The following is a 23,194-nucleotide window of genomic DNA, read 5'->3' on the forward strand; positions in this document are numbered from 1 at the left end:
CCGGGTGCGCTCCCGGTTGTTACCGAGCGTTCCTGAGCAGCCAGGAGTCGCCGTGCGCGCGCAGCCCCAGGGTGAGGGCGCGAGCCCCCAGGTATCCGCCGGCGTAGGCGACCCACAGCCACACGAACCCGCCGGTCCCCGATCCCGCGCGGAGGGCCACGAGCGCCAGCAGCGGGGCGTAGACCACCAGGTTCAGCACCCCGGCCAGCGCCAGGTAGCGGGCGTCCCCGGCCCCGATGAGCACGCCGTCCAGGACGAAGACGTAGGCGGCCAGCGGCTGCCCGGCGGCCACCACCAGCAGGCCCGCCGCGAAGAGGGCCTGCACCCCGGGGTCGGGGCTGAGCAGGAAGCCCAGCCGCGTGCCGGCCAGGGCCACGACGAGCCCGGTCACCACGCCGAAGCCGAGCCCCCACAGCACGAGCCGGTTCATGAGGGCCCGGACCTCCCGGCGCTGCCCGGGGTCCGCGACGTCCCGGGCCCCCATGTCCCGGCCCAGCAGGGCCTGCGCCGCGATCGCGAGGGCGTCGAGGGCGAAGGCCAGGAAGTTGAACACCGTCATCACGAGCTGGTGCGCCGCGAGGTTCTGGGCGCCCTGGCCCGTGACCACCAGGACGGTCGCGAGGATCGCCACCCGCAGCGAGACGGTGCGGAGCATCAGCCAGGAGCCCACCGTGAGGTGCGCGCGCAGCCGCGGCCACGTGGTCGCGGGCCCCACCCCGTGCTCGCGGGCCAGCCGGCGGAGGATCCGGAGGTAGGCCAGGGCCATGGCCCACTGCACGGCGCTCGTGCCGATCGCCGCGCCGGCCACCCCCAGGCCCACTCCGTGGACGAGCAGCAGGTTCAGCCCCGCGTTGGCCGCGGCCCCGACCCCCGCGATGACCAGCGGGGTCCGGGTGTCCTGGAGCCCGCGCAGCACGCCGGTGGCCGCGAGCACCAGGAGCATCGCGGTCAGCCCGGGCAGGGACCAGTGCAGGTAGACCACGGCGTGCTCCAGGACCTCGCCGCGGGCCCCCATCAGCGCCAGCAGCGGGCGTCCCGCCGCCCAGCCCGCCGCGGACAGCAGCAGCCCGAGCCCGGCGGCCGTCCAGAGCCCGTCCCGGCCCACCGCCACGGCCTCCTGCAGCCGGCCCGCGCCGAGGTGCCGGGCCACCGCCGGGGTGGTGCTGTAGGCGAGGAAGACCATGAGCCCCACGACCGTCTGCAGCACCGCGGCCGCCACGCCCACGCCGGCGAGCTGGGGGGTGCCGAGGTGGGCGACGATCGCGGAGTCCGCCAGCAGGAACAGCGGCTCGGCCACGAGCGCGCCGAAGGCGGGGACGGCCAGAGCCAGGATCTGCCGGTTGAGGCCGCGGGGGCGGGAGGTCGTGGTCACCGGTCCAGGCTACCGATGCCGGCCCTCGGCCCCCTCCGGGCGGCGCGGCGCCCGGAGGGGATCGAGCCCGGAAGGGCCGGTGCTCAGAAGGGGTAGTGCGGGACGTCCGGGCTGATCGTGATCCACTGGGTCTCGGTGAACGCGTCGATGTTGGCCGTCGGCCCCCCGAAGCGGGAGCCGGTGCCCGAGGCGCCCATGCCCCCGAAGGGGGCGTTGGCCTCGTCGGCGACCGTCATCTCGTTGATGTGGATCTTGCCGGACCGGATCCGGTCGGCGATCTTCATGGCCTCGCCGACGTCCCCGATGATGGACACGGAGAGCCCGTACTCGGAGGCGTTGGCGTACTCCACCGCCTCCTCGGCGCTGGACACCTTCATCACGGGCGCCACCGGCCCGAAGATCTCGTCCTTCCAGGCCGTCATCTCGTGGGTGAGGTCGGCGAGCACCGTGGGCCGGTAGAACAGCCCGTCGTGGGAGCCGCCGGCGACCACCCGGGCACCGGCGATGGCCGTCTCCTGCACGATCGCGTCGATGGACTTGAGCTGGCGCTCGTCGATGATCGGTCCCATGTGCACGGGCCCCTCGGCGGGGTCCCCCACCACCAGGGCCTCCGCCTTGGCCGCGAGCTTGTCGACGTACTCGTCGTGCAGGTCCTCGTGCACCAGGTGGCGCCCGGTGGTCATGCAGATCTGCCCCTGGTGGAAGAAGGAGCCCATCGCCCCGACCCCGGCCGCCAGGTCCACGTCGGCACCCGGCAGCACGATGACCACGTTGTTGCCGCCGAGCTCCAGGTGGGCGCGCTTGAGGTGCTGCGCGGCGGCCGCGCCCACGTGCCGGCCCGCCGCCGTGGACCCGGTGAAGGACACGACGTCCACCTGCGGGGCCTCGACCGCGGCGGCCCCCACGTCACCGCCGCCCGGCAGCAGCTGCAGCACCCCGGGCGGCAGCCCGGCCTCCTCGAACACGCGCATGATCAGCGCGCCGCCGGTGACCGAGGTGCGGGGGTCCGGCTTGAGCAGCACCGCGTTGCCCAGGGCCAGGGCGGGGGCCACGGAGCGGATCGAGAGGATCAGCGGGAAGTTGAACGGCGAGATGACCGTGACCACCCCGGCCGGCACCCGGCGGGACAGCGACCAGTGCGGCGCGTCGGAGGGCAGGTACTCCCCGTGCGGGTGGGTGGGCAGCGCCGAGGCCTCGTAGCACTCGGCGGCGGCGACCGAGGCCTCCAGCCCGGCCTTGGGCTGGATCGCCCCGGTCTCCCGGACCACCCAGTCCATGACCTCCTCGACGTGCTCCTCGAACAGCAGACCGGCGCGGCGCAGCACCGCGGCGCGCTCGGAGGGCTTCAGCGCCGCCCACTCCCGCTGGGCCGCCTCGGCCTTCTCCGCCGCCTCGTAGACGTCCTCGGGAGAGGCGAAGCCGATCCGCCCCAGGGTCTCGTCGGTCGACGGGTTCGTCACGTCCTCGGCGCCGCCGCGGCCGTCGCGCCACCCGTTGACGTAGATCTTTCCGGTCCACACCGTCGTGTCCAGCAGTGCCATGGGTCGAACTCCTCGGGATCCGGCCGCGGATCGGACCGCCGGACGGCGGGGTGATCCACGGCACACGTGCAGTGGGGATTATTCTGCGCCTTCCTGGGAGCGGGCCCGGAGCGGGCGCGCCGTTCGGGCTCACACCCCCCGGAGGCGGTCCATCTCCCGGCGGTCCTTCTTGGTGGGCCGCCCGGCCCCCCGGTCCCGCCGCGGGACGGCCGCGTGCAGCGCGGGAGGAGGGGGCGGGCTGTGGTCCACGTAGGCCGTCGCGGCGACCGGCGCCCCGACGCGCTTGGTCAGCAGCTGCACCACCTCGAGGACCTGCTCGTGGCCGGGCCGGCGCACCGCGACCCGCTGGCCGGGGCGCACGGGCTGGGCGGCCTTGACCGAGGTGCCGTCGATCTTCACGTGACCGGCACGGCACGCGGCCGTGGCGGCGGAGCGGGTCTTGAACACGCGCACCGCCCACAGCCACACGTCCACGCGCACGCTCGCGGGCGCCTGCGGCGCGCTCATCGGCGCTCCTGACGGCGTCGGTGCGGGTCCTCGGTGCGGGTCATGGGCCCATTGTGCCGAATCCGCGGCCCGCGGCGGGCCCCCGGCCGTCCGCGCCCGGCTCCCCGCGGCCGCACGGGCCCGGGCGGCCGCCGGACCCGAAGCCGCCGGCCGCCCGGGTCCGGCGCCCGCGGCGGGCCGAGCCGGCGGTGTCGCCCGCAGTGGGGACAGATGATCGGCTACCGATCAGTGGTGTGCAACATCCCGGAGCGCCCGGAGCACCTACACTGAGGCACATTCACCGGCGGGCCGCCCACCGGGCAGGACGCCGTGCCGGCGGCCGCGGCCCGCCACCTCCCGAGGGAAGGACAGATCCATGAAGAGCAGGTTCCACGGGGCAGCGACCCTGTCCGTGCTGGCCGTCTCCGCGCTGGCCCTGAGCGCGTGCACGAGCACCGGAGGAGGCGAGCAGGGCTCCGGCGAGGGCGAGGGCGAGGTGAACCTGATCAGCTCCGGGACCCTCACGGTCTGCTCGGACATCCCCTACGCCCCCTTCGAGTACGTCGAGAACGGCGAGACCGTGGGCTTCGACATCGACCTGGTGAACCGGATCGCGGAGGACCTGGGCGTGGAGACCAACGTCATCACCACGCCCTTCGAGGCCATCGAGACCGGCTCCGCGCTGGACACCGACCAGTGCGACCTCGCCGCGTCCGGGATGACCATCACGGAGGAGCGCGAGTCGGTGATGGACTTCTCCGAGCCCTACCTCGACGACAACCTCGCCCTGCTCGTGGCGCCGGACTCCGGCATCCGGTCCGTGGCCGACATCGAGGGCCAGCGCGTGGGCGTGCAGCAGGCCACCACCGGCGAGGACTACGCCCGGGACAACGGGGCGGACGTCGTCCAGTACGAGACCTCCTCCCTGATGATCCAGGGCCTCAACACCGACGACGTCAAGGCCGTGCTGGGCAACATCTCCGTGACCGGCCCCGCCATCGCGGACAACCCCGAGCTGCAGCTCGTCGAGGAGATCGAGACCGGCGAGCAGCTGGGACTGGCCGTGAAGACGGGCAACACGGCCCTGCTGGAGCAGGTCAACGAGTCGCTGGCCACCATGGAGGAGGACGGCACCCTCGCCCAGCTCGAGGCCGAGTGGCTGGGCACCGCGGACTCCGAGGGCACGGACGCCTCGGCGAGCCCGGAGCCGTCCGCGAGCTGAGCCGCCGGAGACACCCGCCGGTCGGGTGTGACGAGCACCACGGACGCCGTGGCCCGCGCGAGGCGGGCCACGGCGCCGTCGTCCGTAGGCTGGATCCGGGCCGGCCCCGCCGCCCGGCGCCCTGCGCCCCGCGACGACGACAGGGGAAGCCCCGTGACCACCGACTCCGGCCTCGAGCTGCAGCACGTCCACCCCGGTGTCCGCCCGCAGGACGACCTGTACCGCCACGTCAACGGCGGATGGATCGAGGCGCACGAGCTGCCGGGCGACCGGGCGTTCGACGGCGCCTCGGCGATCCTCACCGACCTGAACACGCAGCGCGTGCACGAGATCGTGCAGGAGGCCCCGGCCGGGTCCCGGATGGGGGTGCTGTACCGCTCCTTCCTCGACGAGGACGAGATCGAGCGGCGCGGGCGGGCCGCCCTGGACCCGGACCTCGCGGTGCTGGACGCCGCCCGGGACAAGGAGGGCCTCGCCCGCGCGTCGGGGGCCCTGCACCGCACCGGTGCGGACGGGCCGCTGTCCTTCTTCGTGGAGAACGACTCCCGGGACTCGTCCCGCTACTCGTTCTTCCTGTGCCAGAACGGGCTGTCGCTGCCCGCGGACAGCTACTACACGGATCCGCAGCACGAGCGGCTGCGCACGGCGTTCACCGCCCACGTCGCGGCGATGCTCGAGCTGGCGGGCCTGCCGGAGCGCTGGGGCACGGCCGCCGGGGACGCCGCGGCGGCCGTGCTCGGCATGGAGACGCAGCTCGCCGCCGCCCACTGGGACACCGTCGCCGCGCGGGACGTCGAGGAGATGTACAACCCCGTGGACGTGCCCGGCCTGGAGGCCCTGGCGCCCGGCTTCCCGTGGACGGCGTGGCTGGAGGGCCTCGTCCCGGAGCACGGCGCGGCGCTCGTCGACCGGGTCATCGTCCGCCAGCCCTCCTTCGTGGCGCAGCTGGGCCGGCTGTGGCAGGAGTGGTCGCCGGAGCAGATCCGGATCTGGCAGTCGTGGCGGATCGTGTCCAAGCGCGCCCCGTTCCTGCCCCGGCCCTTCGTCGAGGAGAACTTCCGCTTCTACAGCACCGCCCTGTCCGGGATCACCCGCCCCCGCCCGCGATGGAAGCGGGCCGAGTTCCTGGTCACCCGGGTGCTGGGCGACGACGTGGCGCGCGAGTACGTGGCCCGCTGGTTCCCGCCGGCGCACAAGGCGCGGGTGGAGCAGCTCGTGGCGCACCTGCTGGCCGCGTACCGGGAGCGGATCTCCCGGCTGGAGTGGATGTCGGAGGCCACCAGGGCCCGGGCCCTGGAGAAGCTGTCCACGTTCCGGGTCAAGGTCGGTCACCCCGGGACCTGGCGGGACTACTCCTCCCTGGAGCTGGATCCGGCGGACCTGCTCGGCAACGTGCGGGCGGGGCTGGCGCTGGAGCACGACCGCACCGTGCGGAGGATGGGCACCCCCGTGGACCGCGGGGAGTGGTTCCTCTACCCGCACTGGGTCAACGCCTACTTCCACCCGGTGCTCAACGAGGTCGTCTTCCCGGCCGGGATCCTGCAGCCGCCGTACTTCGACATCGACGCCGACGACGCCGTGTGCTACGGCGCGATCGGCTCCGTGATCGGCCACGAGATCGGCCACGGCTTCGACGACCAGGGCGCCAAGTACGACGCGCAGGGCCATCTGGAGAACTGGTGGACCGACGAGGACCGGGCGGAGTTCGCCCGGCGCACCGCGGCGCTCGTGGCGCAGTACGACACCTGCACCCCGCAGGGGCTGGACCCGGAGCGGCACCGCGTCAGCGGGGCCTTCACGGTGGGCGAGAACATCGGGGACCTGGGCGGGCTGGAGATCGCCCTGGTGGCCTACCGGATGTCGCTGGCCGAGCGGGGCCTGGACCAGGACAGCGCGCCGGTGCTCGACGGCCTGACCGGCGCGGAGCGCTTCTTCTACGCCTACGCGGCGCTGTGGCGCTCGACCGCCCGGGAGCAGGAGCTGGTCAACCGGCTGGCCACCGACCCGCACGCCCCGGCCGAGTTCCGCTGCAACCGGGTGGTGCAGAACATGGCCGCGTTCCACGACGCCTTCGGCACGCGCCCCGGCGACGGCCTGTGGCTCCCCCCGGAGGACCGCGTCACCATCTGGTGACCCCGCGAGACCCCCTCCCCCGCGAGAACCGCCCCGCGAGATCGCAGCTCTCGGCGACCGGGGCGTGCCGGGTCGCCGAGAGCTGCGATCTCGCGGCCACCGTCAGTCCAGGACGGGGAGCTCGGTGGTCTCGAAGCGTTCCCGGAAGAAGGCCGGGTTGCGCCGGTACTGGACGAGCATGACCGCCACGCCGAGCAGGAGGATCCCCACGCCCAGGAGGAAGACCAGGCCCACGCCCCCGATCTGCGAGCCGGAGCCGTACTCCGGGTCCATCGAGTCGTAGGCCGTCTGCCCGAAGAACACCAGCAGCAGGATCCCGCCGAGCAGCGGCGCGACGAACTTCGTGAACACGTTCTTCGGCCCGCGGAACCACTCGCGCCGGAAGTACCAGACGCAGGCGAGGGCGGTGACCCCGTAGTAGAAGCAGACCATCATGCCGAGGGTGGTGATGGTGTCCCAGAGCACGTTCTCCGAGACCACCCGCATCACGGCGTAGAAGCCCGCCGAGATCACCGCCGCCGCGACCGTCGCGTAGCCCGGGGTCTGGAACCGCGGGGTGACCCGGGCGAACTTCGGGGGCAGCGCTCCGTAGTAGCCCATGGCCAGCATCGTGCGGGCCGGGGAGACGAACGTGGACTGCAGGGAGGCCGCCGAGGAGGAGAGCACCGCGAGGGACATCAGGATCGCGAAGGGGCCCATCACGGGGCCGGCCAGCGCCGCGAAGATGTTCTCCTGGATCTCCTCGTTGCCCATCCCCAGCCCCTGGTCGGAGACCCCGGAGAACGTGAGCACCGCGAGGGCGATGGTCATGTAGAGGGCGACGATCACGAAGATCGTGGTCAGGGCGGCCTTGCCGGGGGTGCTGGCGGCCCCCGTGGTCTCCTCGTTGATGGTGAGCACCACGTCCCAGCCCCAGTAGATGAACACGGACAGGGACACGCCCGCCGCGAACGCGGAGAAGGACTCGACGCCGAACGGGTTGAACCACTCGGCGCGCACGGTCAGTCCCTCGTAGGCGGTGCCGGCGGCCACGTGGCCGAAGGCCGCGACCGAGAACCACAGGAGCACGACCGCCTGGAACGCCACGAGCACGTACTGGAACGCCTTGGTGGTCTCCATCCCGCGGTAGGAGATCCAGGCGGCCAGGGCCACGAACACGAGACACGTGGCCACGTTGACGGGCACGTTGCGGGTGAGCTCGGCGATGGCGTCGTTGCCAGTGATCTGGGCGAGGGCGAGATAGAGGAAGTCCACGGCCACGCCCGCGAGGTTGGAGAGCACCAGGATCGTGGCGGCCAGCAGGCCCCAGCCGCCCATCCAGCCCAGCCACGGGCCGAAGGCCTTGGAGCCCCACGTGAAGGTGGTGCCCGAGTCCGGCATCGCGCGGTTGAGCTGCTGGTAGCCGAAGGCCACGAGCAGCATGGGGATGAAGCCCACGAGGAAGATCGCCGGCAGGGAGGTGCCGACCTCTGCTGCGGTGGGGCCCAGGGCGGCGGAGAGGGTGTAGGCCGGGGCGATGCAGGAGACGCCGATGACCACGGAGCCGAGCAGCCCCACGGCGCCCTTGCTGAGACCCTTGTCGGTGCCGGTGCGCGCCGGCGCCTGGATGTCCGATGCGCTCATGACGCGTCCTCCTCGGTGCGGTCCGGGCGAGGCACGACGACCATCGGCACCGGGATGTGCTTGAGCAGCCTGGCTGCGGTGGAGCCCAGGAAGATCTGCCGCCCCTGGGCGAGGCGGGACGAGCCGATGAGCAGGAGGCCGCCGGGAGCCCAGTCGACGTCCCGGGCGGCCTTCTTCAGGGTCCGCCCGGCGGCGACCCGCACGCGCACGGGCCGGCTGCGGCGGGCCTCGTCCGCGGCGGCCTCGAGGTGCTCCTCGACGCGCCGGCGGACCTGCTCGGCCGTGCCCGGGTCGGCGGCCTCCCCCTCGAGGAAGGAGATGAGCTCGAGGTCCAGGGCGGAGTGCTCGACCGCCCGGACGGCCTCCCGGATGACCTGGTGCGCCCCGGGACGGGTGCCCACGGCCACGGACAGCCGGGTGAGCGGGACGTCGCCGGGGTACCGGCGCGGGGCGAGGGCCACGGGCACGGGCGAGCTGTGCAGCAGCGCGTCGACCACGGGCCCGGCCGAGAACCGTCCCGCCCCGGTGCCGGCGCCCACCACGATCAGCTGCGCACCGAGCTCCTCGGCGGCCCGGACGAGGCCCGCGGCCACGGAGTCGTCCTCCCGCAGGTGCGTGCGGGCGACGACGTCCTGTGGCACGAGCTGCGCGGCCTCCCCCAGCCACGTGCGGGCCTGCTGCCGCACGACCGGGGCGACGTCCCCGACCGGAGGGTAGACCTGCTGGTAGGGGCTGTCCGTGCGCAGCACGAGCACGATCTCCAGCTCCGCGCCGAAGGCCCGGGCGATCGCCGCCGCGAGCCGGACGGCGTCCTGGCCCCGCCGGCCCCCGTCGACGCCGACGACGCAGCGCCCCGGCCGGTCGCCGTTCACCGCCCGGCTCCCTGCATGACCGCGGCGGGTGCGGCGCCCAGGACCTCGGCGGCGGCGAGCCGGCCCTGGCGCAGGGCGCCGTCGACGTGCTGGTAGCCCTCGGCGGCGAGGTCGGAGCAGGCCCAGCGGAGGGGGCCCACCGGGGTGCGCTGGTGGGCGCCGTAGCGGTGCAGGCCGCCGAGGTCGTAGCTGGCGGCGTAGGCGCCGCGGGTCCACTCCTCGGAGCCGAAGTCGGACTCGTAGTAGACCACCGGGTCCAGCGCCTCCTCCCCCAGGTAGTGGGAGAACGACTCGAGGATCCGCCGCCGGCGCTCCTCGGCGGGCAGCGCGAAGAGCTCGTCGGCCTTCTCGTCCGAGACGAAGCCGACCAGGGTGCCGCGGGGGTCCCCGTGGTTGGTGTTGTCGTAGACCTCCTGGGACAGCTCGTGGGCGCCGAAGCCGGTGCCGGACAGGCCCTTGTCCCGCCAGAAGGGGGTCTCGTAGACGGCGTGGACCTTGATCACGAGGCCCAGCGACTGGTGCTGGTGCATCTGGTGCTGCAGCCGCGGCAGGGGCGGCTCGAAGGAGATCCGGGAGTAGAGGTTGGGCGGGACGGCCACGACCACGTCCTTCGCGACCACGGTGAGCCGGTCCGACCAGACGGTCACGGGGGTGCCGGGGACGTGCTCGGCGTAGGTGTCCTCCGGCCCGCCCCACCGGATCGTGCGCACCGGGGTGTCCAGGAACACGACGTCCGGACCGAGCTGGGCCGCCATGGCCTCGGAGACGGACTGCATGCCGCCGACCACCCGCCGGTCGAGGATGAAGTCCTCGTCCACGAGGTTCGAGAAGGACCCGGCGGAGGCGGCCATGAGCACGGCCTGCAGCGCCGAGAACGCGTGCGCCGGCTTGGTGAGCATCCCGCCGGCCACGAAGATGCCGATGTTGTTGCAGGCGGCCTCGTCGTCGGAGTGCTTCCGCAGCCAGTGGTGGAAGGAGACCGTGTCCAGCTCCCGCGCCGCCGGGTGCGCCCACGGCTCGGTGACGCCGAGCTCGTCCACGAGGCCGTCCAGGAGCGCCACGAGCTTCTCCATCTCGGCGGTCGTGGACTCCCCCGCCGGGAACATCGACCCGGTGTAGGTGTGCCGGGTGCCGTCCGGGGCCAGGTAGACGGACTCGCCCTCGCGGTAGCGCTGGAAGGTCTCCAGGCCGAGCTCCTCGACCAGCGCCAGCAGCTCGGTCTGGTCCGGGGAGATCCACTGCCCGCCGATCTCCAGGAACGCGCCGTCGACCGTCTTCGACCAGGTCCGCCCGCCCACGCGGTCGCGGGCCTCGAGGACGGCCACGGAGCGGCCGGCGGCGGCGAGCGTGCGGGCCGCCATCAGCCCGGCGGGCCCGGCCCCGACGACGACGACGTCGCGCTCGAGCGCGGTCTCGCTGCCCAGGGTGCGTTGATCGGTCACTGTGCTCTCCTTCACGCTAAAATGAACTCCATTCATTAAGCGCGGGCGCACGGCCGCCCGTCAAGACCTGCGGCGGAAAATGCTCCGGGAACCCGGCGGCGGGACGCTACTTCTTGGTCCGCCGGCTCCCGGCGTGCCAGTCCTCCTCGATCCCGGGGCCGTCCGGCGGGACACCGAGGCCTCGCAGCCGGGGCTGCTCCCGGAGGCTGCGCTTGAGCTCGGCGAAACCGGGGAAGCGGGCGAGGGCCACCACGTGGTCCCACAGCTCCACCGCCTCCTCCTCGGCGGGCAGGCGGCTGATGACGGGACCGAAGAAGGCCACGCCCTCCGGCGGCTCGAAGTGGATGATGGGGGTCCCCACGTCCCGGCCCGTGAGCGCCAGCGCCTCGTCCGTCTCCGCGCGGACCACGGCGTCCCACGTCTCGTCCTCGAGGGCGCCGGCGAGCTCCGCCGGGAGTCCTGCGGCCGCGAGGACCGGCTCGAGGAAGGCCGGTGCGGCGCGGCGGTCCTGCCCGGGCGCCTCGGGGCCGGGCGCGGGGTCGGCGTCGAAGGTGCGCGCCCCGATCTGCTCGTACAGCCGCCCGACCGCCTCGCGCCCGTGCTCCGCGCGGGTCCGGGCGGCCACGCGCAGCAGGCGCAACCCCGCGGTGTGGGACGCCTCGTACTCCGGCGGGAACCACGCGCCGTAGTCCACGTGCTCGTTGAGCAGGCGCAGGGAGATGAACCGCCAGTCCACCCGGTACGGCCGGCGGGCCGTCACCGTGCGGACCCACCTGCTGGTCAGCCACGCGAAGGGGCACGTCGGATCGAAGTAGAAGTGGATGTCGGCGCTGCTCACCGCCCACACGCTAGGACCCGGCCGGGCGGCGGTCAAGGACACGGCCACCGGGCCGCCGCCCTAGACTCGGAGGTGACCGCCCGACCCCGCGACCCGGCGCCTCCCGCCCGGGAGCCCGCGGCACCGACCACAGGAGGACCCGCCCATGGCTCCCGCCGGCCCCGCTCCCCGGCGGCGCGGTCGTCCGCGCCAGCCGGTGCTCTCCGAGGACCGGATCACCCGGGCCGCGATCAAGATCGTCGCCACCCGGGGCTACCAGCACCTGACGATGACGGAGCTGGCGCGGGAGCTGAAGGTCTCCACCTCGGCGCTGTACAACCACACGCCCTCGAAGCGCGAGGTGCTGATCCGGGTCCAGGACGCGATCAACCAGGGCATCGACCGCTCCGCCTTCGGCACCCTGCCCTGGGACCAGGCGCTCGAGCGCTGGGCGCGGTCCTACCGCGACTGCTACGCCCAGCACACCGCCATGATCCCGATCATGGCGGTCCTGCCGGTCGCGAACTCCCCGCACACCCTGCAGATGTACGAGACCGTCGCCTCGGGCCTCGCGGACGCGGGCTGGGAGGGGGCGGGCATCGCGGACGTGATCGTCTCGATCGAGTCCCTGGTCTTCGGCGCCGCCTACGACGCCACGGCGCCCGCCGACATCTTCGACCCCGGGGAGCGCTCGGACCTCGCCCCGGTGTTCGCCGACGCCGTGCGGGCGCGGCCCGCGGACGCGGCCGCGGCGGCGGAGGAGGCCTTCGACGTGGCCCTCGGCGCCATGCTGGACGGCTTCCGGCTGCGCCTGGCAGCCGCGCAGGACCGGAGATCCGCGGGGGGCTGAGCCGTCCCGCCGCCGGGCCCGCTCAGGAGTCGAGCGCGTGCATCACGTGCTTGACCTGGGTGTACTCCTCGACCGAGTAGAGGGAGAGGTCCTTGCCGTAGCCGGAGTCCTTGAACCCGCCGTGCGGCATCTCCGAGATGAGCATGACGTGGGTGTTGACCCACACGCAGCCGAACTCGAGCTCCCGGGAGACCCGCATGGCCGTGCCGTGGTCGGAGGTCCACACGCTCGAGGCCAGGGCGTAGTCGACCCCGTTGGCCAGCTCGAGGGCCTCCTCCTCCGTGCCGAAGGGCTGCACGGTGAGCACGGGGCCGAAGGTCTCCTCCTGGACGAGCGCGTCGTCCTGGTGCACCCCGGTCACCACCGTGGGCTCGAAGAAGTAGCCGGGGGAACCGTCCACCGGCCGGCCCCCGGTGACCACGCTCGCGTGCTCGGGCAGCTCGGCGAGCTTGCGGCACACGTCCTCGAAGTGCCGGGCGTTGTTGAGGGGCCCGTAGAAGTTCTTGGACTCGTCCGGGTCGCCCGTCACCACGTCCCGGGCGGCCGCGGCGAGCAGGCGCACGAACTCGTCGTGGGCGCTGTCCTGGACGAGCACGCGCGTGACGGCGGTGCAGTCCTGGCCGGCGTTGAAGGTGCCGAACTCCACGAGCGCCTTCGCGGCGGCGGGCAGGTCGGCGTCCGCGAAGACGACCGCGGGCGCCTTCCCGCCGAGCTCCAGGTGGCCGCGGGTGAGGTTCTGCGCGGCGGCGAGGGCCACGGCGCGGCCGGCGCGCACGGAGCCGGTGATGGAGACCATGGCGGGGGTCCGGTGCCCGGCCAGCAGCGCACCCGTGGAGCCGTCGCCCAGCAGGACGTTGACCACGCCGGGCGGGAAGATCCCGTCGACGAGCCGGGCCAGCACCAGGGTGGACTCCGGGGTGGTGTCCGAGGGCTTGAGGACCACGGTGTTGCCGGCGGCCAGCGCGGGGCCCAGCTTCCAGATCGCCATGAGCAGCGGGTAGTTCCAGGGCGTGACCTGCGCGACGACGCCGACCGGCTCCCGCCGCACGTAGGACGTGTGCCCGCTCAGGTACTCCGCCGCGGCCTTGCCCTCGAGGGTCCGGGCGGCCCCGGCGAAGAAGCGCAGGTTGTCGGCGCCGGCGGCGACCTCCTCGTCGGCGATCATCTGCCGGGGCTGACCGGTGTTGCGGTGCTGGGCGTCGACGAGCTCGGCGCTGTGCGCCTCGAGCGCGTCCGCGAGCCGGAGCAGCAGCAGCTGGCGCTCGCCCGGCGTGGTGCGCTTCCACGTCCGGAACGCCGCGCGGGCGGCGGCGAAGGCCCGGTCCACGTCCGTGGCGTCCGAGACCGGGGAGACGGCGACCGTCGTGCCGGTGGTGGGGTCGACCACGTCGATCCGGCCGGTGCCGTGGGCCTCGACGAAGGCGCCGTCGACGTAGTTCTGCAGGACGTCGCTCATGGTGGTTCCTCTCCGGGGACGAGAACGGGATGCCTGTCACTCTAAATGACCGTGGTTCATTTCAATAGGGTCCGGTGTGACCGGGGACACCGGCGGGCGGTGGACCGGCCCCCGGTGCGACGTCCGCGCCGGGGGCACCACCCCGCGGTGCCCCTCTGCCCCGCGGCACGGTGGCGCCGTAGCATGGTGGTGCAGGACACCCGTCCGCCCGGGTCGCCGGGCGGACCTTTGGAGGGCGAGCAGATGAGACGACCCCGGCCCGACACCCCCGGCCCCGGCCAGGAGTCCGTGTGGGACTACCCGAGACCACCGCGCACGGAGTCCAGCCGGGAGCACGTGGAGGTGTGGCTGGGCGGCGCGCGCATCGCCTCCACCATCTCCGCGCTGCGGGTGCTCGAGACCAGCCACCCACCGACCTACTACCTGCCCCGCGAGGCCTTCGCCGCGGGCGCCCTGGTCCCGTGCGAGGGGAGCTCGTGGTGTGAGTGGAAGGGCGCGGCGGCGTACTTCGACGTGCACGGCGGGGAGCGCACCGCCGCCCGTGCGGCCTGGACCTACCCCGCCCCCACGCCCGGCTTCGAGTCCCTGCGCGGGCACGTGGCCCTGATGCCCGGACTGATGGACCGGTGCCTCGTGGCCGGGGAGCAGGTGCTCCCGCAGGAGGGCGGGTTCTACGGGGGCTGGATCACCTCCCGGGTGACCGGCCCGTTCAAGGGCGCCCCCGGCAGCCGGGGCTGGTGAGCCCGCGATGCGCCGCGCCGCCCGGCTCGCGAGCCTGCTGGTCCTGCTGCTGCTGACCCCGGCGTGCGCGCCGTCCGGTCCCGCCGGGGCCTCCGGGACTCCCGGAGGCGCCGAGGCGTCCGGGACGAGCACGGGCTCAGCGGCCGCCCCGGAGGCACCGGCCACCCCGCCCGCGCCGGGGCCCGCGGATCCCCCGGCGTCCGCAGGTGCGCCGGAGCCTCCGGAGGACGCGGAGGACGCGCTGGTGATCGAGGTCGCCCACGTCGGGGGCTTCTCCACCCCGGAGTGGCTGGCCGCCCGGCTGCCGCTGGTCAGCGTGCACGCGGACGGCCGGGTCATCACGCAGGGCCCGCAGATCGAGATCTTCCCGCCGCCCGCCCTGCCCGCGCTGCAGGTGCAGCGCGTCGACCGGGACGCCGTCGCGGTGCTGGTCGACCGGGCGCTGCGCGCGGGCGTCGGCGAGTCCTCGGACCTCGGCAGCCCGCCGGTGGCCGACCTCCCCTCGACGCGCTTCACCGTGGTGACCCCGGAGGAGACCGTCGTGCGGGAGGTGTACGCCCTGGGGGCCGGGACGCCGTCCGGACCGGGCGGACCGCCCGGGGAGCCGCCGACCGGCCCGGGCAGCGGCCTGACCGCCGAGCAGCTGGCCGCACGGGCCGAGCTGCAGTCGCTCGTCCGGGAGCTGAGCGACCCGGCCTCGGTGCTGCCCGGGGACGCCGTGGGCGAGCAGGAGGTCTACGTCCCGGAGGCCGTCGCCGGCGTGGTCACCGAGTGGCGGGACCCGCAGGACGGCCGGGAACGGCGCCCGGTGCCGTGGCCGGGGCCGCCGCTGCCCGGGGAGCCGCTCGAGCCGCGGCTGGGGCTGAGCTGCGTGGTCGCCACGGGCGAGCAGGCCCGGGCCGTCCTGGACGCCGCCGGCTCGGCCGACACGCAGACGCCCTGGCTCTCCGAGGACGGCGAGCGCTGGTCGGTCACGTTCCGGCCGCTGCTGCCCCACGAGGAGGGCTGCGGAGATCTCGCGGACTGGTGAGCAGGCACCGGTGTCAGCCGGCCGAGGACGGGCTGTGCCGGCGCCCCGGCCGCCCTCCGGCGGGATCCTCCGCGTCCTCCGCCCAGGGGCGCAGCCGCACGAGGGCCAGGGCCGCGAGGGCGACGACCACCGCGACCCCCACGTAGAGCTGCGTGGGCGTCCAGCCGGTGTCCAGCAGCGCGCCGACCGCGATGGGCGCCAGGATCGCCCCGGCCCGGCCCACGCCGATGCCCCAGCCCACCCCGGTGGTCCGGATGCCGGGCTCGTAGGTCATCGGCGCCACGGTGTAGAGCCCGGCGATGCAGCCGTTGATGAGCATGCCGACCACCACGCCGGACGAGAATGCCAGCAGGGGCACGGACGTCGTCGTGATGAACAGCACGAGGGTCACCGCGGAGAGCACGGTGAAGGCCATCAGGGTCAGCCGCTCGTCCCACCGGGTGGTCAGGGCCCCGTAGAGCAGGGACCCGAAGGTGCCGCCCATCGTGAGCATGAGCCCGCCCACGATGCCCTGCTGCTCGCTCATGCCGGTCTCCACGAGGAGCCGGGGAGTCCAGGAGTTGGCGAAGTAGAAGCCGAACATGATGACGAAGAAGGCCGCCCACAGCAGGAGGGTCGCGGTGCGGTAGCGGCCGCTGAGCAGCAGCCCGACGCTGCTCCCGCGCTCGCCGGCGCCGGCCGGGACCGGGCCGAGCTCGACCTCGCCCTCGAGCCGGAGGCGCCGGGCGATGCGGTCGAGCTGCCGGGAGGCGCCCGCCGGCCGCCGGGTGCGGAGGTAGTCGACGGACTCGGGCAGCACGGCCAGCACGAGCCCGATGGCCACGAGGGTGAGCAGGCCGCCGGTGAGGAACACGGAGCGCCAGCCGAAGGCGGGGATCAGCTGGGTCGCGCCCATGCCGCCGAGCGTGGCGCCCACGCCGTAGCCGGCGGTGAAGATGCTGACGGCCATGCCGCGGCGGCGGGCACTGGCGTACTCGCTGGTGATCACCGTGGCGGAGGCGAGGATCCCACCCACGCCCAGGCCCGTGACCACCCGCCACAGCCCGAGCTCCAGCACGCTCCCGGCCGTGGTGGACAGGAACAGGCCGAGGGCGTTGACGGCCAGGGCGAGCACGAGGATCTTCCGCCGGCCGTACCGGTCCGCGAAGGGCCCGAGCACGAGGGAGCCCGCGGCCATCCCGATCAGCCCGGCACTGAGCAGCCAGCCCAGCTGGGAGCCGGAGAGTCCGAACTCCTCGGTCACGGACGTGGCCGTGAACGCCATGGCGAGGACGTCGTAGCCGTCGAGGGCGTTGAGGAACGTGGTCACCGCGATGATGAGCCACTGGTACGACGACATCCTGGATGCGTCGATCTGGTGTCGGATGTCCATGGGGAGCCTCTCAGGGGACGTCGATGGTGAGGACGGCGGCCGGGCGCTCGCCGGCCCCGGGGTCCGGTGCGGCCGAGACCGCCCGTGAGACGCAGCAGCACAGGGACCTGCCGGTCTCCTTCTGCCGGTCCGAGTAGAACACGTCGCGGTGGTCGATCCGCCCGCTCAGCCCGAGCACGGCGACCTGGCACAGCCCGCACTCGCCCTTGCGGCAGTCGGACATCATGTCGAGGCCCTCCCGCTCGAGGGCCTCGAGCAGGGACTCGTCCGGGCCGACGACGGTCTCGGCGCCGAGCCGCGGGACGCGGACCGTGAACGGCTCGGCCTCGAACCAGCCGCTGTTGCCGAAGGTCTCGTAGCGCAGGCCGGTGCGGTCGAGCCCGCGCTCGGCCCAGGCGCGGCGCACCGCGTCCATGAGCCGGATGGGCCCGCACATGTAGAGCTCGGCGCCCTCCGGCACGGAGGCCACGAGGGCCGGGACGTCGAGCGAGCCGCCCTCGTCGTCGACGTGGGCCTCGAGCCGGTCGCCGTGCACGGCGGCCAGGTCGTCGAGGTAGGCCATGGCGGCGCGGGAGCGGGCGACGTAGACGAGGCGGTAGTCCGCGCCGAGCCGGCGCAGCAGGGCGGCCATCCCGGTGATCGCCGTGATGCCGATGCCGCCGGCCAGCAGGACGTAGGCCGGGGCTCCCACGCGCAGCGGAAAGTTCTGCAGCGGCTGGGTGATCTCGAGGGACTGCCCGGGCTCGAGTCCGTGCATGAACACGGACCCGCCGCGGGAGGTGGGGGTGCGGAAGACGCTCAGCGCCAGCTGCGCGCCGTCCTCGGTGGCGTCGACCACCGAGTAGGAGCGCACCTGCTGCTCGCCGTGCACGCGGACGCGGACGTCCACGTGCTCGCCGGGCCGCACCGGGCGGGGCAGCTCCGGGCGCAGGACGACGCGCCGGATGCCGGCGGCGACGTCCTCGACGGCGACGACGGCGGCGTGCTGCCAGACCTCGTGCTGGGAGTCGGCCACGGTTCCTCCTCAGGCCCCGGCGGGGACGGTGGGGGCGGCGGCGGGACGGCCCTCCGCCTCGAGCGCCCGCTCGAGGAGCCGGCGCACCCACATCCCGCCCATGTCGATGTTGAGGTTGTAGAACTCGTGCTCGGGGTTGGCGTCGATGGCCGCCTGCTGGGCCTGCAGCATGGCCTCGTCCTCGCCGAACACCCCGTGCACGCCGTTGCGCAGCTCGGTGGTGATGAGCTGGCTCTCCAGGCGGTAGTTGCGCATGAAGGCCCAGAAGTAGTGGCAGGAGCGGTCCGTCTCCGGGGTGATCGTGTTCATCACGTAGCCGTTGACCCCGCGGGAGCGGTCCCCCTCGGGCGCCCCGGTCCCGGCCTCCGCGACGCCCACGTCGATGCAGATGGTGGAGGGGAAGGTGTAGTGGATGATCTGCCAGCGATCCACCCTGCCCGCGAAGCCGGGGAACCGGTCCCGCATGTTCTTGAGCCAGAAGGGCGGGGGCTCGATGTTGCGCATCCACCGGGTCACGGTCACGGAGCGCTCGTCGTGGGTGGTCTCGAACTCCGACTCGGACAGCTCCTCCTGGCCGATGCTGGAGGAGTGCACGAACTCCTCGTGCGTGAGGTCCATGAGGTTGTCGAGGACGAGCTGGTAGTTGCAGGGGGCGTGGATGGTCTCGCCGTCGCCGGCCCACTCGGTGCTGTCCAGCTGGTGCATGTCGGGCACGAGCGCCGGGTCCGCCCGCGTGGGGTCGCCCAGCCACACCCACACGTAGCGGTGGCGCTCGACCACCGGGAAGGACGGCACCGTTGCGGAGGGGTTCAGCGTCTCCTGCGCGGGCATCGAGGTGCACCGCCCCGCGGCGTTGTAGCGCAGCCCGTGGTAGGGGCACTGGATCTCGTCGCGGCCGACGAGCCTGCCCTGGGACAGCGGGGCGAGCCGGTGCCAGCAGGCGTCCGCCAGGGCCACGGCCCGGCCGTCGGCGGTGCGGTACAGGGCCAGCGGCCGGCCCGCGACGGTGCGGGAGAGGATGCCCTTCCCGGTGATCTCGTGGTCCCAGCCGGCGACGTACCAGGCGTCGAGCGGGTGGGCCAGGAGCTTGGCGGTGCTGCTGGTCTTCGTGGCGGAGACGGTCATGGCGCGGTCCTCTGCTGGGCGGTCCGGGAGGGCACCGCCACTCACTATCACCATAGGTAGTCAGTGGCGTGGCACACAGAATACCTATGTACATAGTGAGTGACAAGAGCCACGGTCCGGTCGTCCCGGATAGGCTCAGCTGGACGACGTCCCGCTTCGACGGAAGGAACCGCCCGTGAGCCTCCGCTCGGCGCTGCTGGCACTGCTCTCCTCGGGGCCGCTGACGGGCTACGACGTGGTCAAGCAGTTCAGCGCCTCCGTGGGGCACGTCTGGCACGCCCCCGACTCGCAGATCTACCCGGAGCTGCGCAAGATGCACGCGGAGGGGTTGCTCGCGAGCCGGCCCGTGCCGTGGGGCTCGCGCGGGGCCACCAAGACGGAGTACTCGATCACGCCCGAGGGCGAGCGCGCCCTGCGGCAGTGGCAGGAGCAGCCGTTCGGCTACGTCCGGGAGCGGGACCCCGCCCACCTCCGGGCCGCCTACTTCGAGTGGGCGCCCCCCGGGGCCGCGGCCGCGCAGCTGCGTGCGCACATCGAGCACTACCGCGACCAGCGCGCGCAGGCCCTCGCGCAGATCACGGCGCTCCAGGAGCGCACGAGCCCCACGCTGGCGCGCCGGCTGGCGGCCAACCCCGAGGACCAGTGGGAGCGGATCACCCGGTTCAAGGTCTTCGCCTACGAGGGCCAGGTGTCCCGCGCGGACCAGGAGATCACCTGGGCCGAGCGCGGTCTGCGCCTGCTGGAGGAACTGGGCGAGCTCGGCCGGCCCGACGAGCCCGGCACGCGCTGAGACGCGCCGGGCGGCCCGGCACGGCCTGCGGCGCACCGGACCGCCCCGGGGCGCCGCGCCCTGGCCGCCGCGCCCCGGGCGGCCGGCGGTCACGGGTCGCCCCGTGACGCGCCCCGCGCCGTACCCGGCCCCGTTCCCGCCGGACGCGCCGGCCGGTGCGTAGTCTGGACGCACCCCCCGCCTCCGGCCCCAGGACAGACCATGAGCCGCTCGTCGCTGCCCCGCCCCCTCCTCCCTGCCCTGTGCGCCGCGCTCCTGCTGACCGGCTGCGCCCAGGGCGCCGGTCCGGGTTCGGCGGCGACGCCCGCGGCTAGCGCGTCGTCGTCGCCCACCCCGTCCCCGACCCCCACGCCCGAGGAGCCCGCGGAGCTGATCGGCGGGGGCACCGAGGTGTTCCCCGACCGCCGGATGGTGGCCCTCTACGGCCGCCCCGGGACCCCGGCCCTGGGCGTGCTGGGCGAGCAGGGCCCCGAGGAGTCGGCCGTCCGGGCGAAGGAGCTCGCCGCCCAGTACGAGCCCTTCAGCGATGTGCCGGTGGTCCCCGCGTTCGAGATCATCGCGACCACCGCGTCCGCGAGCCCCGGTGAGGACGGGGACTACTCCGAGGAGCTCCCGGTCGAGGAGCTGCGCCCCTACGTGGAGGCCGCGGCGGAGCAGGACGTGTACGTGGTGCTGGACCTCCAGCCCGGCCGCCAGGACTTCCTGAGCCAGGCGCAGCAGTACCGGGAGCTGCTCGAGCTGCCCAACGTGGGACTGGCCCTGGACCCGGAGTGGCGACTGGCCCCGGAGCAGGTGCACATGGTCCAGATCGGCTCGGTGGACGCGGCCGAGATCAACGCGACCACCGCGTGGCTCGCCGAGCTGACCCGGGAGCAGGAGCTGCCGCAGAAGGTGGTGGTCCTGCACCAGTTCGCGGAGTCCATGATCACGAACCGCCACCTCGTGGACGCCTCCCGCCCGGAGCTCGCGCTGGTCCTGCACGCCGACGGCCACGGGACCCCGGAGCTGAAGAGGGGCACGTGGGAGAGGCTGCAGCAGGGCCTGCCGGACGGGATCCGGATGGCGTGGAAGAACTTCTACGACGAGGACACCCCGACCTTCACCCCGGAGGAGACGTCCGCGATCGAGCCGCAGCCCTGGTTCGTCTCCTACCAGTGATCCGTCGGTCCGCGGCGCCGGCACGCCTACGATGAGCCGGAGCGGCCCGGCAGTCCGCCGGTCCGCCGACCGAGGAGGACCCCATGAAGGCACTCGTCTACCACGGACCGGGCAGCAAGGCGTGGGAGGACGTCCCGGACCCGGTCCTCCAGGACCCCACCGACGTGATCGCGAAGGTCGACACGACCACCATCTGCGGCACGGACCTGCACATCCTCAAGGGCGACGTCCCCGCCGTCGTCGACGGCCGGATCCTCGGCCACGAGGCGGTGGGCACGATCACCGAGGTCGGGGACGCCGTGACCGGGCTGAGGCCCGGCGACCGGATCATCATCCCGGCCGTCACCAACTGCGGGAAGTGCTCCTACTGCAGGAACAACCAGCCCTCCCACTGCCAGACCCTGGGCGGGGTCGGCTGGGTGTTCGGGCACCTCATCGACGGGACGCAGGCCGAGTACGTGCGCGTGCCGTTCGCGGAGACCTCCGTGCACCGGGTCCCCGAGGGGCTCGACGACGAGGACGTCCTGTTCCTGACCGACGCCCTGCCCACGGGATTCGAGATCGGGATCCTCAACGGCAACACGAAGCCCGGCGACACGGTCGCGATCGTGGGCGCGGGGCCGGTGGGCCTGGGCGTGGTCATGACGGCCAACCTCTGCGGCGCCGGACGGGTCATCACCGTGGACCTCGACGAGAACCGGATGGACAAGGCGCTCGAGCTCGGGGCCACGGACAAGGTCAACGCCGGGGACCCGGACGCCGTCGAGCGGATCAAGGCCCTGTCCCCGGACGGTCTCGGCGTGGACGTGGCCATCGAGGCCGTGGGCGTGCCGGAGACCTTCCGGACCTGCCTGGACGTGGTCCGCCCCTACGGCACCGTGGCCAACGCCGGTGTGCACGGCAAGCCGGTGGAGCTGCCCCTGGACCGGATGTGGATCTCCAACGTCCGCATCAGCATGGGGCTCGTGGACTGCCGCACCGTGGGCAACCTGCTGAACATGGTCCGCTCCGGCCGGCTGGACGCGAAGGCCATGGCCACCCACCGCTTCACCATGTCCCACATGGAGGAGGCCTACGAGCTGTTCGGCAACGCCGCGCAGCACCGGGCGGTGAAGGTGGTCATCACGGCGGACTGAGCAGCCGGCCCGGCGCTTGCTAGCGTGTGCCCGTGCGGACCGACAGACTCCAGAGCCCCCGGCAGCGGAAGACCATCGACCGGCTGGCCCGGTGGCTCGTCCGCGCCCACGGGACCGAGCCGGGATGGGACGCGCTCGTGCTGGACGTGCTGTGCGTGGGCCGGGACCTGCGCCTGCAGGTGCGGGAGGTCCGGGGCGACCGCACGGTCCGCCGCCCCGTGGACGTCGAGGGCGTGCGCAGCACCCCGCGCCGGCTGGCCCGGGCGCTCCAGGACGACTACGCCGACCTCGTGGACGGGTCGTGGCTGTCCGCCACGCTGATCGTCACCGTGGCGCAGCGGCACTGGCAGCACCCCGGCGTGGAGCTCGTGCTCAACTACGACGACGACCCCGTCCTGCCGGCGCACGCCCCGCACCCGGTCGCCGCGGAGGACTGGCGCCGGCACCTCGGGCGCTACCGGCGGATGGACCGCAGGATCCCGGCCTGGCTGCGCGAGCGCCTGACCGCCGCGGGGCTCGACGTCCCGGAGCGCTGAGCGCACCGCTCACGCCCGGTCCCCCGGATCCGTCCTGGTCGCCGCATTTCCTCTGTTCACCGCGTGCCGTCTGTTCCCCGCGTGCCGTCTGTTCACCGCGTGCCGTCTGTTCGCCCTGGGGTGAAAGCCCGGTTCCGGCTGCCGCCCCTGTTCCCTCAGCATGCTGACAGGTCTACTCTGAGGGCACCTGTTCACCGACCGGAGGGAGAGCCCATGGGACTCGGAGACAAGATCAGCAACGCCGCGGAGAAGGCGGGCGGCACCGCGAAGGAAAAGGTCGGCGACGCCACCGACAACCGCGACCTCCAGGCCGAGGGCCAGGCGGACAAGCTGTCCGGCAGCGCCAAGCAGGCCGGCGAGAACGTCAAGGACGCGGGCAAGAACTTCAAGGACGGAATCTAGCAGCACGGTTCAGCCGTCGAACCACCCGGAGGGCCCCGGTGTCGCAGTCGACGCCGGGGCCCTTCGCCGCGCTCC

Annotated in this window: 21 protein-coding genes; 10 read left to right on the forward strand and 11 right to left on the reverse strand. The window is 73.6% G+C overall.

Features of this window, described 5'->3' with window-relative positions:
* Positions 1 to 19: 19 nt before the first annotated feature.
* The 3 genes from QYM41_RS02155 to QYM41_RS02165 all read right to left on the reverse strand — a co-directional run bounded on the left by QYM41_RS02155 (position 20) and on the right by QYM41_RS02165 (position 3,420).
* A complete protein-coding gene (locus QYM41_RS02155) occupies positions 20 to 1,372 on the reverse strand; it encodes an MATE family efflux transporter (protein ID WP_368798083.1) in 1,353 nt (450 codons plus the stop codon).
* Between the two features lie 83 nt (positions 1,373 to 1,455).
* On the reverse strand, positions 1,456 to 2,913 hold the full coding sequence (locus QYM41_RS02160; protein ID WP_368798084.1) for a benzaldehyde dehydrogenase: 1,458 nt from the start codon (positions 2,911 to 2,913) through the stop codon (positions 1,456 to 1,458).
* A 129-nt stretch (positions 2,914 to 3,042) separates the two neighbouring features.
* Positions 3,043 to 3,420, reverse strand: coding sequence for an RNA-binding S4 domain-containing protein (locus QYM41_RS02165; protein WP_368798085.1), 378 nt, complete (start codon positions 3,418 to 3,420; stop codon positions 3,043 to 3,045).
* A 355-nt stretch (positions 3,421 to 3,775) separates the two neighbouring features.
* Here QYM41_RS02165 and QYM41_RS02170 point away from each other — a divergent pair, with 355 nt between their 5' ends.
* Positions 3,776 to 4,621: an ABC transporter substrate-binding protein gene (locus QYM41_RS02170; RefSeq protein WP_368798086.1), complete on the forward strand. Its 846-nt coding sequence runs from the start codon at positions 3,776 to 3,778 to the stop codon at positions 4,619 to 4,621.
* Positions 4,622 to 4,774: 153 nt separating this feature from the next.
* Positions 4,775 to 6,754 (forward strand): M13 family metallopeptidase, encoded by a 1,980-nt coding sequence (locus QYM41_RS02175; protein ID WP_368798087.1) that lies wholly within the window; start codon positions 4,775 to 4,777, stop codon positions 6,752 to 6,754.
* 102 nt (positions 6,755 to 6,856) lie between these two features.
* Here the strand turns inward: QYM41_RS02175 and QYM41_RS02180 are convergent, their stop codons facing one another.
* The 4 genes from QYM41_RS02180 to QYM41_RS02195 all read right to left on the reverse strand — a co-directional run bounded on the left by QYM41_RS02180 (position 6,857) and on the right by QYM41_RS02195 (position 11,529).
* Complete coding sequence (locus QYM41_RS02180; RefSeq protein ID WP_368798088.1) at positions 6,857 to 8,377, reverse strand: APC family permease; 1,521 nt, start codon at positions 8,375 to 8,377, stop codon at positions 6,857 to 6,859.
* Positions 8,374 to 9,249, reverse strand: a complete 876-nt coding sequence (locus tag QYM41_RS02185; protein ID WP_368798089.1) for a universal stress protein — start codon at positions 9,247 to 9,249, stop codon at positions 8,374 to 8,376. Before QYM41_RS02185 ends, QYM41_RS02180 begins: the two co-directional genes overlap by 4 nt.
* Complete coding sequence (locus QYM41_RS02190) at positions 9,246 to 10,691, reverse strand: flavin monoamine oxidase family protein (protein ID WP_368798090.1); 1,446 nt, start codon at positions 10,689 to 10,691, stop codon at positions 9,246 to 9,248. Before QYM41_RS02190 ends, QYM41_RS02185 begins: the two co-directional genes overlap by 4 nt.
* Positions 10,692 to 10,797: 106 nt before the next feature.
* A complete protein-coding gene (locus tag QYM41_RS02195; protein ID WP_368798091.1) occupies positions 10,798 to 11,529 on the reverse strand; it encodes a mycothiol-dependent nitroreductase Rv2466c family protein in 732 nt (243 codons plus the stop codon).
* 145 nt (positions 11,530 to 11,674) lie between these two features.
* On the opposite strand from QYM41_RS02195, the gene QYM41_RS02200 reads away from it, so the two are divergent.
* On the forward strand, positions 11,675 to 12,358 hold the full coding sequence (locus QYM41_RS02200) for a TetR/AcrR family transcriptional regulator (protein ID WP_368798092.1): 684 nt from the start codon (positions 11,675 to 11,677) through the stop codon (positions 12,356 to 12,358).
* A 22-nt stretch (positions 12,359 to 12,380) separates the two neighbouring features.
* Here QYM41_RS02200 and QYM41_RS02205 read toward each other — a convergent pair whose 3' ends face one another.
* Positions 12,381 to 13,814: an aminobutyraldehyde dehydrogenase gene (locus QYM41_RS02205; protein WP_368798093.1), complete on the reverse strand. Its 1,434-nt coding sequence runs from the start codon at positions 13,812 to 13,814 to the stop codon at positions 12,381 to 12,383.
* A gap of 243 nt (positions 13,815 to 14,057) precedes the next feature.
* On the opposite strand from QYM41_RS02205, the gene QYM41_RS02210 reads away from it, so the two are divergent.
* Both QYM41_RS02210 and QYM41_RS02215 read left to right on the forward strand, forming a co-directional pair.
* Positions 14,058 to 14,555, forward strand: coding sequence for a DUF427 domain-containing protein (locus tag QYM41_RS02210; RefSeq protein WP_368798094.1), 498 nt, complete (start codon positions 14,058 to 14,060; stop codon positions 14,553 to 14,555).
* 7 nt (positions 14,556 to 14,562) lie between these two features.
* Positions 14,563 to 15,585 carry a hypothetical protein gene (locus QYM41_RS02215; protein WP_368798095.1) on the forward strand — a complete coding sequence of 341 codons (1,023 nt, stop codon included), beginning with the start codon at positions 14,563 to 14,565 and terminating at the stop codon, positions 15,583 to 15,585.
* Between the two features lie 13 nt (positions 15,586 to 15,598).
* On the opposite strand, the gene QYM41_RS02220 is transcribed toward QYM41_RS02215, so the two are convergent.
* The 3 genes from QYM41_RS02220 to QYM41_RS02230 are packed head-to-tail and all read right to left on the reverse strand — an operon-like array spanning position 15,599 to position 19,097.
* The gene (locus QYM41_RS02220; RefSeq protein WP_368798096.1) at positions 15,599 to 16,957 is read right to left on the reverse strand and encodes an MFS transporter; all 1,359 of its coding nucleotides are present in this window, start codon (positions 16,955 to 16,957) and stop codon (positions 15,599 to 15,601) included.
* A 10-nt stretch (positions 16,958 to 16,967) separates the two neighbouring features.
* Entirely contained in the window at positions 16,968 to 17,972 is a 1,005-nt protein-coding gene (locus tag QYM41_RS02225) for a PDR/VanB family oxidoreductase (RefSeq protein ID WP_368798097.1), read from the reverse strand.
* 9 nt (positions 17,973 to 17,981) lie between these two features.
* Positions 17,982 to 19,097 carry an aromatic ring-hydroxylating oxygenase subunit alpha gene (locus QYM41_RS02230; RefSeq protein ID WP_368798098.1) on the reverse strand — a complete coding sequence of 372 codons (1,116 nt, stop codon included), beginning with the start codon at positions 19,095 to 19,097 and terminating at the stop codon, positions 17,982 to 17,984.
* A gap of 175 nt (positions 19,098 to 19,272) precedes the next feature.
* On the opposite strand from QYM41_RS02230, the gene QYM41_RS02235 reads away from it, so the two are divergent.
* The 5 genes from QYM41_RS02235 to QYM41_RS02255 all read left to right on the forward strand — a co-directional run bounded on the left by QYM41_RS02235 (position 19,273) and on the right by QYM41_RS02255 (position 23,119).
* Complete coding sequence (locus tag QYM41_RS02235; protein WP_368798099.1) at positions 19,273 to 19,887, forward strand: PadR family transcriptional regulator; 615 nt, start codon at positions 19,273 to 19,275, stop codon at positions 19,885 to 19,887.
* A 201-nt stretch (positions 19,888 to 20,088) separates the two neighbouring features.
* The gene (locus QYM41_RS02240) at positions 20,089 to 21,045 is read left to right on the forward strand and encodes a hypothetical protein (RefSeq protein WP_368798100.1); all 957 of its coding nucleotides are present in this window, start codon (positions 20,089 to 20,091) and stop codon (positions 21,043 to 21,045) included.
* Between the two features lie 83 nt (positions 21,046 to 21,128).
* Positions 21,129 to 22,181, forward strand: a complete 1,053-nt coding sequence (locus QYM41_RS02245; RefSeq protein ID WP_368798101.1) for a zinc-dependent alcohol dehydrogenase family protein — start codon at positions 21,129 to 21,131, stop codon at positions 22,179 to 22,181.
* Positions 22,182 to 22,213: 32 nt separating this feature from the next.
* On the forward strand, positions 22,214 to 22,717 hold the full coding sequence (locus QYM41_RS02250) for a hypothetical protein (RefSeq protein WP_368798102.1): 504 nt from the start codon (positions 22,214 to 22,216) through the stop codon (positions 22,715 to 22,717).
* Between the two features lie 213 nt (positions 22,718 to 22,930).
* Positions 22,931 to 23,119, forward strand: a complete 189-nt coding sequence (locus QYM41_RS02255; protein WP_133408845.1) for a CsbD family protein — start codon at positions 22,931 to 22,933, stop codon at positions 23,117 to 23,119.
* Positions 23,120 to 23,194 lie beyond the last annotated feature (75 nt).

It is taken from the genome of Kocuria oxytropis (genome assembly GCF_040981195.1).
Taxonomy (GTDB): Bacteria; Actinomycetota; Actinomycetes; order Actinomycetales; family Micrococcaceae; genus Kocuria; species Kocuria oxytropis.

Bases quoted from the DNA above. Each gene is read 5' to 3' on its own strand.
- QYM41_RS02200 (WP_368798092.1), top strand. From the start codon at position 11,675: ATGGCTCCCGCCGGCCCCGCTCCCCGGCGGCGCGGTCGTCCGCGCCAG.
- QYM41_RS02230 (WP_368798098.1), bottom strand. From the start codon at position 19,097: ATGACCGTCTCCGCCACGAAGACCAGCAGCACCGCCAAGCTCCTGGCC.
- QYM41_RS02210 (WP_368798094.1), top strand. From the start codon at position 14,058: ATGAGACGACCCCGGCCCGACACCCCCGGCCCCGGCCAGGAGTCCGTG.
- QYM41_RS02245 (WP_368798101.1), top strand. From the start codon at position 21,129: ATGAAGGCACTCGTCTACCACGGACCGGGCAGCAAGGCGTGGGAGGAC.
- QYM41_RS02240 (WP_368798100.1), top strand. From the start codon at position 20,089: ATGAGCCGCTCGTCGCTGCCCCGCCCCCTCCTCCCTGCCCTGTGCGCC.
- QYM41_RS02205 (WP_368798093.1), bottom strand. From the start codon at position 13,814: ATGAGCGACGTCCTGCAGAACTACGTCGACGGCGCCTTCGTCGAGGCC.
- QYM41_RS02160 (WP_368798084.1), bottom strand. From the start codon at position 2,913: ATGGCACTGCTGGACACGACGGTGTGGACCGGAAAGATCTACGTCAAC.
- QYM41_RS02220 (WP_368798096.1), bottom strand. From the start codon at position 16,957: ATGGACATCCGACACCAGATCGACGCATCCAGGATGTCGTCGTACCAG.
- QYM41_RS02255 (WP_133408845.1), top strand. From the start codon at position 22,931: ATGGGACTCGGAGACAAGATCAGCAACGCCGCGGAGAAGGCGGGCGGC.
- QYM41_RS02215 (WP_368798095.1), top strand. From the start codon at position 14,563: ATGCGCCGCGCCGCCCGGCTCGCGAGCCTGCTGGTCCTGCTGCTGCTG.
- QYM41_RS02165 (WP_368798085.1), bottom strand. From the start codon at position 3,420: ATGAGCGCGCCGCAGGCGCCCGCGAGCGTGCGCGTGGACGTGTGGCTG.
- QYM41_RS02170 (WP_368798086.1), top strand. From the start codon at position 3,776: ATGAAGAGCAGGTTCCACGGGGCAGCGACCCTGTCCGTGCTGGCCGTC.
- QYM41_RS02180 (WP_368798088.1), bottom strand. From the start codon at position 8,377: ATGAGCGCATCGGACATCCAGGCGCCGGCGCGCACCGGCACCGACAAG.